This window comes from Sporomusa sp. (assembly GCF_035561255.1).
Lineage (GTDB): Bacteria > Bacillota > Negativicutes > Sporomusales > Sporomusaceae > Sporomusa.
This window is the reverse complement of the sequence record NZ_DATMXX010000236.1, coordinates 1-11,943: the sequence shown is the minus strand read 5'-3', so window position 1 is coordinate 11,943 and position 11,943 is coordinate 1. Positions and strand designations below refer to the sequence as shown.

13 protein-coding genes and 2 riboswitches are annotated in these 11,943 nt (G+C 43.0%); of the genes, 12 read left to right on the top strand and 1 reads right to left on the bottom strand.

The window, feature by feature from the left end; translation table 11 throughout:
• Nucleotides 1-21: 21 nt before the first annotated feature.
• Nucleotides 22-417 (bottom strand): pyridoxamine 5'-phosphate oxidase family protein, encoded by a 396-nt coding sequence (locus tag VN379_RS13370; RefSeq protein ID WP_325534617.1) that lies wholly within the window; start codon nucleotides 415-417, stop codon nucleotides 22-24.
• Nucleotides 418-535: 118 nt separating this feature from the next.
• On the opposite strand from VN379_RS13370, the gene VN379_RS13365 reads away from it, so the two are divergent.
• From VN379_RS13365 to VN379_RS13310, 12 genes are all read left to right on the top strand, one after another.
• Entirely contained in the window at nucleotides 536-871 is a 336-nt protein-coding gene (locus tag VN379_RS13365) for a helix-turn-helix domain-containing protein (protein WP_325534615.1), read from the top strand.
• Nucleotides 872-967: 96 nt separating this feature from the next.
• Nucleotides 968-1,369 carry an HsmA family protein gene (locus tag VN379_RS13360; protein ID WP_325534613.1) on the top strand — a complete coding sequence of 134 codons (402 nt, stop codon included), beginning with the start codon at nucleotides 968-970 and terminating at the stop codon, nucleotides 1,367-1,369.
• 147 nt (nucleotides 1,370-1,516) lie between these two features.
• Nucleotides 1,517-1,604: riboswitch (cyclic di-GMP riboswitch) on the top strand.
• A 114-nt stretch (nucleotides 1,605-1,718) separates the two neighbouring features.
• Nucleotides 1,719-2,072 carry a response regulator gene (locus tag VN379_RS13355; RefSeq protein WP_325534611.1) on the top strand — a complete coding sequence of 118 codons (354 nt, stop codon included), beginning with the start codon at nucleotides 1,719-1,721 and terminating at the stop codon, nucleotides 2,070-2,072.
• 58 nt (nucleotides 2,073-2,130) lie between these two features.
• A complete protein-coding gene (locus VN379_RS13350) occupies nucleotides 2,131-4,191 on the top strand; it encodes a chemotaxis protein CheA (RefSeq protein ID WP_325534609.1) in 2,061 nt (686 codons plus the stop codon).
• 67 nt (nucleotides 4,192-4,258) lie between these two features.
• Nucleotides 4,259-4,744, top strand: coding sequence for a chemotaxis protein CheW (locus tag VN379_RS13345; protein WP_325534607.1), 486 nt, complete (start codon nucleotides 4,259-4,261; stop codon nucleotides 4,742-4,744).
• Nucleotides 4,745-4,746: 2 nt separating this feature from the next.
• On the top strand, nucleotides 4,747-6,465 hold the full coding sequence (locus VN379_RS13340) for a methyl-accepting chemotaxis protein (protein ID WP_325534605.1): 1,719 nt from the start codon (nucleotides 4,747-4,749) through the stop codon (nucleotides 6,463-6,465).
• A gap of 55 nt (nucleotides 6,466-6,520) precedes the next feature.
• Complete coding sequence (locus VN379_RS13335; protein ID WP_325534603.1) at nucleotides 6,521-7,336, top strand: protein-glutamate O-methyltransferase CheR; 816 nt, start codon at nucleotides 6,521-6,523, stop codon at nucleotides 7,334-7,336.
• A 5-nt stretch (nucleotides 7,337-7,341) separates the two neighbouring features.
• A complete protein-coding gene (locus VN379_RS13330) occupies nucleotides 7,342-8,370 on the top strand; it encodes a chemotaxis response regulator protein-glutamate methylesterase (protein WP_325534601.1) in 1,029 nt (342 codons plus the stop codon).
• A gap of 103 nt (nucleotides 8,371-8,473) precedes the next feature.
• On the top strand, nucleotides 8,474-8,926 hold the full coding sequence (locus VN379_RS13325; RefSeq protein ID WP_325534599.1) for a hypothetical protein: 453 nt from the start codon (nucleotides 8,474-8,476) through the stop codon (nucleotides 8,924-8,926).
• A 154-nt stretch (nucleotides 8,927-9,080) separates the two neighbouring features.
• Nucleotides 9,081-9,584 (top strand): DUF1003 domain-containing protein, encoded by a 504-nt coding sequence (locus VN379_RS13320; protein ID WP_325534597.1) that lies wholly within the window; start codon nucleotides 9,081-9,083, stop codon nucleotides 9,582-9,584.
• Between the two features lie 155 nt (nucleotides 9,585-9,739).
• Nucleotides 9,740-9,823, top strand: a riboswitch (ZMP/ZTP riboswitch).
• 328 nt (nucleotides 9,824-10,151) lie between these two features.
• The gene (locus VN379_RS13315) at nucleotides 10,152-11,489 is read left to right on the top strand and encodes an L-lactate MFS transporter (RefSeq protein ID WP_325534595.1); all 1,338 of its coding nucleotides are present in this window, start codon (nucleotides 10,152-10,154) and stop codon (nucleotides 11,487-11,489) included.
• A 61-nt stretch (nucleotides 11,490-11,550) separates the two neighbouring features.
• A partial coding sequence (locus VN379_RS13310; protein ID WP_325534593.1) for a formate--tetrahydrofolate ligase occupies nucleotides 11,551-11,943 on the top strand: 393 nt, incomplete at its 3' end.

The window sequence follows — 11,943 nt, the reverse complement described above, 5'->3', positions numbered from 1 at the left end:
AGACAGTGGTTAAACTTCTTGTTATAGTTTAATTGTTTTAGAGTTGCCTTTCATATCCTGGAGCGTTGCCTCTCCATTCTCAATATAAAACAACTCAAAAATAGAATCGTCTACACTGTACATGTTGGCAAGCTGTGGCATCTTAGTAAGGGCAGCCTGCTTACTTTGCTTACTTGTGTTAAAAACCGCTTTGCCTTTTAAGCGTATCCATTCACCAGTTTTCGAGGTTGTAGAGATCTCAAAATTAGGGTTGGCTTTGAGTTGCCTGTACACATTTTTCTGATTGCTAGTACCAAAATGCAGCTTACCTTCGAAATTCATTACAAAGCCAAAAGGGCGCACCTTCGGGATGTCACCATCGACGGTGGCAAGATAAAAAATAGGATTTTCAGTTAAAAACTTAAGAACTTCTTCCATGACAATTCTCCTTTACTTTATGTATTTTTATGATACGATTATACGATATAGGCATAAAAAAACAAGTATGCAGTTGTTTCTTATTTAGTCAGTATTATATGAGTATTGGAGAAAAATTATGAATCGTAAAATAAAATCCCAAGAGGCAAGCGACTGTCCGGTAATTTACGCTATCAGCCTTATTGGGGGAAAATGGCATCTGCCAATCATCTGGGCACTTAGCCAGAATAAGGTGCTCAGGTATAATGAACTGAAGAGAAATGTGTGCGGTATCACGAATATGATGTTATCCCAATCCTTAAAGGAGCTGGAAAGCAACGGGTTGATTGATCGGGTCCAATATAACGAAATACCCCCGCGTGTTGAATACTCGCTTACAGAGGCCGGTATCAGCTTATTACCCGCACTGGACGAGTTAGCCAAGTGGGGCGTTAAGCAAATGATAAAATTGTAGTTTATTTTCTTACATGCAATAAAATGCCTGAGAAATCGTTATACATATAGATGCACTAAGTGGCACCTGCTAGTAGCGGATGAGAGGACAAATTAGATGATACAGGCAGTAATTCTGATCATTATAGCATTTATCGCCTATACGGTTGGTATTTGGAGTGAAAAAATACAGGGTCAATTGAAACGGTGGCATGTGCTGCTGTTTTGGTGCGGGCTAGTTTTCGATATTCTGGGCACATCGGTAATGGGAATATTATATAGAAACTCTGCCGCAAGTACAGTGCAAGGCCTTACCGGCTTTTGGCCAGCCCATAGCGACTTTCATAGCCTTACCGGCTTATTTGCGCTTATTATAATGTTATTGCATGCCGGCTGGGCTACGGTTGTTGTATATAATAAAAATTCCCAATGGATTAAAAAGTTTCATCAATATAGTGTAACCGTCTGGGCCATATGGCTAATACCATTTATAAGTGGCATACTCCTGCATCTCCACTAGAAGAACCCTGAAGACGAGGGGACGGTGGTTGTGTCTTGCTCTTAGTAATTAAGAATATGTTAAAGCTGGAGAAAACTCCAATAAAGGCTTGACGAGCTTAGGGGTATGAGATACAATTGAGTACAAAATAATACATAAATAGACAAAATTATATATTGGCAAACCTGACGAAAGACAGGGACGCAAAGCCATGGGTCTACAGTCGCTATGCGACCATGATTGCCAGGCCGCCGTGCTTAGTTTATACTAACATGTAAAAGGTCAGGTAAACTCTGGCCTTTTTGTGTTGTTTAAAGGGTCTATGCTTTATACAAAGTATCTTACATTCAAGATGAGGTGGAGGGAGTATATGAAAGTACTTATTGTCGATGATGCCATCTTTATGAGAGTAACCCTTAAACAAATGCTAGAGAAAAATGGCTACAATGTGGTAGGTGATGCCCGGAATGGGACTGAGGGTGTTCAGAAATACCATGAGTTGCAGCCGGACTTAGTAACTATGGACATTACCATGCCGGAGATGGATGGGCTGGCAGCATTAAAGGAGATCCGGCAGATTAATCCCAAAGCGAAAGTGCTTATGATATCTGGTATGGGACAGGAAAGACACGTCAAAGAAGCGGTGTTAGCCGGTGCATGCGGATTTATTTTAAAACCCTTTAATGAGGAACAGGTTATTCGCGGACTCAGTAAGTTTAAATAGGCCGATAATTGATGCCAGACTTCAATAATTTACGGCATTGATAAAAAGGTGGTTTATAGTGACTAAGGATTATAGTCAGGTTACGGGACCAGAACTTTTTGTATTTGAAACAAATCAGCTGCTTGACAAACTTGAACAACTTATCTTAGATAGTGAAAAATCAAACGGGTTAGAAACCTCAATTGACGAAGTGTTTAGAATTATGCATACTATTAAAGGTTCTGCCGCCATGATGTCATTTAATGATATTTCGACCCTGGCGCATTCAATGGAAGATGTTTTTTATTACTTGCGGGAGAATAAGCCAGAAACAGTCGATTATTCAGCGTTAACAGATCTGGTATTGTATGTTGTTGATTTTATAAAAGGAGAAACCACTCAAATGGAAACAGGGAACAATCTAACTGGTGATTGTTCCCTGTTGAATGACAAGATTAAGACGTTTTTAGCTGTAGTAAAAAAAGTAGAGGCTCAGACTGAGGTTTGCTCACCACAGCCGGCAGATGCCGAGATAGAATATTGCGGGCTTATTAAGGCCTGCGAACTATCTGGTGACTCAGGGCAAAGCATCTATAAGGCACTAATCTATTTTGATGATGACTGTGGTATGGATAACATAAGGGCACTGACGCTTATCAATGAACTTAGCGATTTTTCTCAACATATGGTGTATTTTCCTCCTGACATTCTGGAGAATGATGACACTGCGGAGACAATCAAAACTGAAGGCTTTAAAATACTCTTTGCTACCTCATATCCCCTGGAGACAATGGAGGCTTTTTTTGCTCAGACCATGTTTTTAAAGGAATTTACCCTGGAAACAGTAAAAAAACTGGCTGTAACCCAACAACCGCCAAAGCGTACCATTGATTTAGACGGGCCACTGCCATCAGAACCTAGTGCCTGTGGGGTGACAGATTTCGGATTACCGGATGTAACTGCTGATAATGAGCGCTGCCTGGGAGGCAAGCAAAGTTTTATCAGTGTCAATGTGACAAAAATGGATATGCTCATGGATCTAGTGGGTGAGCTTGTCACCGCTGAAGCAATGGTGACACAGAATCCTGAGTTGCAAGGGTTAAATCTGGATAAGTTTTATAAAGCGGCGCGGCAGTTACGGAAAATTACCGGTGAGCTTCAGGATGTTGTCATGTCAATCCGGATGATTCCGTTAGCAGCGACCTTTCATAAAATGACGCGCATTGTCAGAGATATGGCCCGCAAACTGGATAAGCAGGTTGAACTGGAGATAATTGGTGAGCAGACCGAGGTTGATAAAAATATAATTGAAAACATAGCTGATCCACTCATGCACCTAATTCGTAATGCGGTTGATCATGGTATCGAGTCATTGCAAGAACGGATTGCCAATGGAAAACACCCAATTGGGAGAATTCGGCTGGAAGCGAAAAATGCCGGCGGTGATGTTTGGATTATTGTACACGATGATGGCGGGGGGCTGAACCGGGAAAAAATACTGCATAAGGCAATCGAGCGTGGCCTTATTGAAGAAGCAGATAACACTTTAACAGACAAACAGGTATATGCTTTTATTCTGCATCCCGGATTTTCGACTAAAGAAGTTGTAACAGAGTTTTCCGGACGTGGTGTGGGTATGGATGTCGTAGCGCAGAACATCACAGCAATTGGGGGGGCAATCACTGTTGACAGTGTGGCTGGCGTGGGTACATCCATGTCGATTAGAATCCCGCTCACACTGGCTATTATTGATGGCATGATTGTTAGCGTTGGTCATACGATCTATACTGTACCAATTATTTCGATCAAGGAATCTTTTCGGTTGAAGGATCAAAATCTGATTAAAGATGTTGATAATAATGAAATGCTTATGATTAGGGGGCAGTGCTATCCTGTACTGCGATTGCATGAACGATTTGGGATTAAGGCAGGTAAAACAGATTTATATGAAGGAATCATGCTTATGGTTGAGGTAGATGGCCGCAGCCTCTGTTTATTTGTTGATTCACTGCTAGGGCAGCAGCAAGTGGTTGTCAAGGCTTTGCCCGGGTATATCAAAAAGAAGCAGGGACTTGCCGGATGCACATTATTGGGAGACGGCAGTGTTAGTTTAATATTGGATGTAGCCGGACTGCTGTAGGGGCAAAAGTGTTAATGGCCAGTATTAAGCTTACAAAGCCTTCTGAAAATACGAAAGGTGGCTTGTTATGCCAGAACTTGTGGTTGATTCAGACTTTGAAGAAGATACCCAGAAGGGAAAATTTCTTACTTTTGCGTTAGATAAAGAAGTATATGGTATTGAAATCAGATATGTTACAGAAATTATTGGCTTACAGGTTGTCACCGAGGTGCCTGACCTTCCCGAGTATGTAAAAGGTATTATCAACCTAAGAGGTAAAATTATCCCAGTTATTGATGTTAGAAGCCGGTTTAAAAAGCCATTCAGAGAATATAATGACCGGACCTGCATTATTGTCGTGGAAATCAGGGATATTGCGGTAGGCCTGATTGTGGATACTGTGGCTGAAGTCCTGGTGATTGCTGAGCAGGACATTGTTCTTCCGCCGCAGGTTAATAACATGTACCACCAGCGTTTTATCAGGGCAATTGGTAAAGTTGGCAATAATGTAAAACTAATTCTGGATTGTGATAAGTTGCTGAACGATGAAGAATTGGATAGGCTGGAGGCATAAAGATGAATTGGTTCCGAAATTTAAAAGTGGCTTCAAAACTGATTGGTGCATTTCTCTGCGTGACTGTGATTGCAGCCCTCATAGGTACAGTTGGGGTAATCAATCTAAATAACCTGGCAAAAGAAGATGCCAAGCTGTATGAATACTTTACGATACCATTGGAACAGATGGGAAATATTTCAGAGGCATACCAACGGGGGCGTGTACATTTCCGTGATGCCATGGCGACCAAAGACCTTAGGGTTCAGGCCGAGAATATAAAGAAATTTAACGAATCGATCACCACTATGAAAGAAGAAACAGATAAGATTGGCAAAACCCTGGTCAGCGATGAAGGGGTAAAATTGCATAAAGCGCTTGAGGGTGCCATTGCTGAATATGAACCCTATACCAAAAAACTGTTTTTGATGCTTCAGGCTGGTCAAAATGATCAGGTTAATCAATTGCTGCAGACCGAAGGTGTCCGAATCGCCGGGATATTTAGTGATACACTTGATAAGCTGACCCAAATGAAAGTGCAAATGGCGAAAGAAAAAGCAGCTGCGAACACAGCCGCTGCTGATCAGGCAATGATGATTATGATTACCTTTATCGTTATCAGTGTTGTGATTGCGATGGGGTTTGGCCTGTATATTGCAAGAATAATCTCAGGGCCGATTAATATAGTTGTAGAAGCGGCAGGAAAGATTGCTACTGGGGATCTAAATGTTGCTGTCAACATTACGACAAAGGATGAAATAGGGGTATTGGCACAGGCTTTTAACACAATGTCGGATAATCTTAATATAACGATGACCAGTATTAATCAGGCTACAGAACAGGTAGCAGCCGGTGCGCGCCAAATAGCGGCTTCAGGCGAGGTGTTATCACAAGGCTCAACAGAGCAAGCCAGCTCTATTGAAGAGATTACTGCCTCAATGACACAAGTAGCCACGCAAACCAAGCTAAATGCAGTTAATGCCAATCAGGCAAATGATCTGGCAATTGAAGCTAAGGAGCAAGCCATTGCCGGGAACAGTCAAATGATACAAATGATAAAGGCTATGGATGAGATCAATGAGTCATCTGCCAATATCTCTAAGATTATCAAGGTAATTGATGAGATTGCCTTTCAAACGAACATTTTGGCCCTGAATGCTGCTGTTGAAGCGGCTAGAGCAGGACAACACGGTAAAGGATTTGCTGTTGTGGCTGAAGAGGTACGGAATCTAGCTGCCAGAAGCGCCAATGCTGCCAAAGAAACGACGGCTATGATTGAGGGTTCGATTAAAAAAGTAGATGTGGGAACAAAAATCGCCAATGAAACTGCAGCAGCACTAAACGGCATTGTAGGTGGTGTTTCCAAGGCTGCGGAATTGGTGGGCGATATCGCGGCTGCTTCTAATGAACAGGCTACAGCGCTAGCACAGGTAAATCAGGCTATTGGTCAGGTATCACAAGTTGTACAGACCAACTCGGCAACAGCTGAGGAAAGTGCCGCCGCCAGTGAAGAACTCTCAGGTCAAGCAGACGTAATGCGTGAACATGTCCGGAAATTCAAGTTAAAACAAATGAGCCGGGATTTAAACGGTAGTAATGCTTTGAATCTGAATCCGGAGGTTGTACGGGCGATTGAAGCTATGATTGAGCAGAAAAAAAACGGGTTTCAACAGGACGGTAAAACGGGAATACAGCCGAAGATGAAAATACTGCTTGATGACAACGAGTTTGGCAAGTATTAGAGTAGTTAGCAAGGGGAGCGATAGCTCTCTTTGTTTGCTTTAAAGGATGGAGCCCATGGACGCGATTAGTGATCAGGAATTTAGCGAGCTGGTTCAGTTTATCAAGCAAAATTATGGTATCAATTTATCGCAAAAACGAAGTTTGGTACTGGGGCGCTTACATAATTATATTGTGCAGAGTGGGTTTGACAATTTCTCAGAGTACTTACAGTATGTATTAAGCGATCGTACTGGTAAAGCCGGAACAATTTTGTTAAATAAGCTCACGACAAACCATACTTATTTTCAGCGTGAGCCGAAACATTTCGAGCTTTTAGAGCGGGATGTACTGCCTTACCTGGCTGGGACTGAAGCTAAAAATCGTGATCTGCGGATATGGAGTGCCGGCTGTTCAACCGGGGAAGAGCCATACACCCTGGCAATGACGGTTGACTCCTATTTTGGAGCGGAGAAATGGCGCTGGGACACCAAAATCCTGGCAACAGACCTGTCCGCAGCGGCTTTAGAAAGAGCGCAAAAAGCTGTCTATGCCAATAGCCAGCTAGAAACTCTCCCAGGCGGGTGGCGGACAAAATATTTTCGTAAACTTGACGATGACTGCAGCATTATTACTGAGAAAGTGCGGAACGAGGTTATATTTCGGCGCTTTAATCTGATGAATCTGGTTTTTCCCTTTAAAAAGAAATTCCATATTATTTTTTGCCGTAATGTCATGATCTATTTTGACACCGAAACAAAGCAGGAATTGGTCAATCGATTTTATGACCACATGGAACCCGGGGGTTACTTGTTTATTGGTCACTCTGAATCTATAAATCGTCATGAGAGCAAGTATAAATTTATAGCACCGGCTGTGTATAGAAAGGGATAGTGTATATGTCCGCTAGGAAAAAGATCAGGGTTTTGGTGGTAGATGATTCGATTGTGTTTCGGGAAACATTGGCCAGGGCAATTGCACAGGACCCGTCCATTGAGGTTGTGGCAACTGCTGCAGATCCTTATATGGCCAGAGACAAAATACTGGAACTTGAACCTGATGTAATGACCCTGGATGTCGAGATGCCGCGTATGAACGGTATTGAATTTTTGAAGAGGCTAATGCCTCAATACCCAATACCTGTCATCATGGTAAGTGCTGTGAGCGAAACAGTATTCGATGCTTTAAATGCCGGAGCTGTTGATTTTGTTACTAAGCCGGATGTTAGTAGTGGACGTAGTCAGGACAGCCTGGTCAGTGAACTTATAGTTAAAATTAAAGTGGCTTCAATGGCGAAAGTCAGACCTCTGGCCGGTAATGCCGGGTCCAGGCCGTCTGTCCCAAGCGGGCAAGGGGCTGTGAAACGAAACCTTATTATTACTATTGGAGCATCAACTGGTGGAACTGAGGCGATTGATACCGTGCTTAAAGGGTTCTCTGCAAACATGCCGGGGACAGTTATTGTGCAACATATGCCCCCAGTCTTTACCGCTATGTATGCAAACCGTTTGAATCACACGTGTGCTGTTCAGGTCAAGGAAGCCCGAACAGGTGATTTGATTCTGCCAGGTCGGGTGCTAATTGCTCCCGGGGATCATCATATGCGTATTAAACGACTCAATAATGATTATATGGTCGAATGTTTCCGCGGTGACAAAGTCAATGGACATTGTCCATCGGTTGACGTCCTGTTTAATTCAGTCGCTAATATTGTGGGCAGGAATGCAATTGGCGTAATTCTAACCGGAATGGGGAATGACGGGGCCAATGGTTTACTCGCTCTCCGCAAGGCAGGAGCGCGCACGATCGGGCAAGATGAGCGTTCATCAATTGTTTATGGGATGCCTAAGGCAGCTTTGGAAATCGGTGCTGTTCAGGAACAAGTGCCGTTAACCATGATTGCCCGGAAGATATACTCACTGATGTAAGGAATGATGGTGTAAAGGGAATTAGTCCCCTGCTGTCGAAGCAAATATTGCATAATTTAGCTTCGCAGTGGAATGGGGGGATTGCAAACTGAGAAATCAACCAATGGTTTTAGTAATTATTTTTAGTATTTTGCTGTTGCTTGGCTGGGCGGTAAAACATTATTATTTTTCTGCAGCACCAACGCCTGAACCAGCCCGTGCCAGACCAGAAGAAGTCCTAGTACTCCCTGTTAACAGGGAGCAAGGCCAGAGCAAGCCGGAACCGGCCGCTTCTGATACCAGTCTGCCAAAGCCGAAAGCAGAGACAATAGAGTCACAGCATATTCCTGTTAAAAAATTTGATATTACGGATAATAACCCTCCTAATCTATCCAACCATACATACACCATACAAAAAGAGGAGAAAAAAAGCTTTGAGCTCATGCCGGGAGTGAATCTGAGAAAAGGGGTAGTCCACGTTGAAATTGATGAAGAGAATAAAAAATGGATTGAAATTAAACGAAATCCATCAGATTCCAACAATGATTATCAAATAATGCTCAAAAAGAAATTCTAGCGGTGGTTATTAAAGACGCATCTTAGTTTAGTTCATAGAGGAATACAAGCAATCCGGAGAGAAAGTATCCATAACTTAAGCCTATAGGCAAGTTATGGATACTTTCTCTTAATTGAATTTGAAGATTAAAAAGCCGTCAAAAGGAGTAATCTGCATGAATAAGCAAGATCAGCCAAACTTTGGACCAGCAGCCAGGTATAGAGTTAAAGAACATCTTGTAAGAAATGTTTACCGTGAATTTCATGAACACCAGACCTGTGGTCAGCGTGTTGCTGACTATGTAGCAAAGGTGGTCGGCAGTTGGCCGTTCATTATTTGCCAAAGTGTCATTATTGCAGTTTGGATGGGAGTTAACGCCTATTTGGTCTATATGAAAGTCTTTGACCCTGATTATTTTAATGCCTGGGACCCATATCCATTTATTTTGCTTAATCTTGTGTTAAGCTTCCAGGCCGCCTATACTGGCCCGGTAGTAATGATGAGTCAAAACAGGCAGGCTGAAAAGGATCGCGTAATGGCTGAACAGGATTATCTGATTAACAAAAAGTCGGGAGAAGAAATAGAGGTTATTATGGCCCACTTGGTGCATCAGGATGAATTTATGAATCAACTAATGGCTCGTCTGGAGAAAATAGAGAGAACCGTTGAGAAGGTATAATAATGTAAAATTACTAGTTCATACTCTGGTCAGTCAGGTTTTTGCCGGTTTTGATAATAGCAACTATTCAGGTATGTTCAAATATTCACTATTGTTTGAAAATGGTGATTGACAAGAAAAACTGCAATGTGTTATAATCTTCACATAATAGAATAAATCAATTGCACGACTGATGGATAAGTGGAGTTCACCACATGAAGTGCAATTTTTGACAAAAGTCGACCGTCTGGACAATCTTTTAAAGTGTCCAGACGGTTTTTTTGTGTTATAAAATTATTGAAAGGAGGGGAGGTTGGAATCTCTGTAGCTTCAGGAGGTTTGAAATACAATGATAAAGGAGTTGGTTTTGGCGGAAGAAGTTTTCTTGTTTGGAAAGTACCCCTGGAAAATGAAAGTGCTCCACCGGTATTGGTCGTACCAGTGAAGCATAGACAGTCGCAATAAACCAGGTGTCACAGGGTTTATTTGGTATGCCTAAAGTCTATTATAACCTCAGCTTATTTGTTTTTCAATATGGGTATCTGTCTTATTAAAAGAAGAGCTAATTTGGGAGAGGAGACAAAAAGCATGAGAACAGAATCGCAGAATATGCCCAACCGGTGGCTGATAGCCAGTATGGGTACCTTGTTACAGCTTGCGCTAGGTACTGTCTACGCCTGGAGTTTTTTTCAGCAACCGATTATGGCAGCCAACAACTGGACTAATTCTCAAGCCGCATGGGCATTCAGTTTGGCTATTTTCTTTCTTGGATTGGCGGCTGCCTGGGGTGGCGTTAATCTCCCCAAGTACGGCCCACGCAGGCTTGCAATGACTGGGGGAACTTTGTTTAGTCTCGGTTATTTTGTTGCTGCCTATGCGCTTTATATTAAAAGCCTTACCCTTCTCTATATCGGATATGGTTTTATTGGCGGTATCGGCCTCGGTCTTGGCTATGTAACCCCGGTGGCAACTGCCGCTAAGTGGTTTCCAGATAAGAAAGGGTTCATCACCGGCATGGTTGTTATGGGTTTTGGTTTCGGGGCACTTATTATGGCCAAGATTCTGGCACCCCTTTTCATGTCCATAACCGGTGGGAATCTTGTGATGGTATTTTCTTATGTAGGAGCAGTTATGCTTATTATTACTTTGCCTGCCGGTTATTATCTTGTTAACCCGCCTCCAGGCTTTGTGCCGAAAGGTTATACTCCGCCTGCAGTTTCCGCTGGAGCGCAGGCTTCTCAGGATACTATTACAGCCAAACAGTGTGTTTTCTCCGGTAAATTTCTGATGATGTGGACAGTATTTTTCTTCAATATTATTGCCGGCATCATGTTCATTGGTTTTCAATCTCCCCTGCTCCAGGATCTATTGAAAAAGACAATGGACCCGGCTACGCTGTCTAACCCGCAAGTGGTTGCCGGATTGGCTGCTGCCGGCGCGACATTGATTGCCACTAGCTCAATCTTTAATGGTCTGGGGCGCTTCTTCTGGGGTGGCCTGTCAGATAAAATCGGCCGGGTACAAACCTTCCGTTTGATTCTCGGTACTCAGTTAGTGGTTTTTCTTGCCCTGTTGTTTGTCGATAATCCAATTATCTTTGGCGTACTTGTCTGTTATATCCTGCTCTGCTACGGTGGCGGCTTTGGCTCCATGCCTTCCTTTGTGCTTGATGTCTTTGGGCAGAAGCTGATGCCTGTGGTTTATGGCGCTATCCTCACTGCCTGGGGGTGCGGCGGGATCGTAGGGCCTCAGATTGTTGCCTTCCTGAAAGATAATTTTGAAAGTCAGGCTACCCAGTATACTTTTATATCTGCGTCAGTAATCCTGTTGCTGGGCTTGCTCATCACTTTTGCCTTGAATGATAAAAGATTCACTCCTAAAGAAGAAATTAGTAAATCTGTTTCGGAACCTGCATCAATTAAGTGAAAACAACAAAGCGGCAATTATTATTGAGTCGCTTGTTTAAAAAAAAGGGGGATGTATTTTTATGGCTTGGGATCCTACAGTATTGAAGGACTGGCAAATCGCAGAAGCGGCAGAGGGTAATATCCCGACTACCGAGCAGTACCAGGAAATGATGGGGCTTCAAAAGGACGAGATAATTCCCTACGGCAAAACTCCGAAGATTGATTTTCTGAAAGTAATTGACCGTCTGAAAAATAAACCGGACGGCAAATACATTGAAGTAACCGCTATTACCCCCACCCCGCTGGGTGAAGGCAAATCAACCACCTCCATTGGGATTATGGAAGGTCTGGGAAAACGTGGTGTGAACGTCGGTGGTGCCCTGCGGCAGCCTTCCGGCGGCCCGACCATGAACGTTAAAGGCACTGCTGCCGGCGGCGGTAATGCCCTGTTGATTCCAATGACCGAGTTCTCT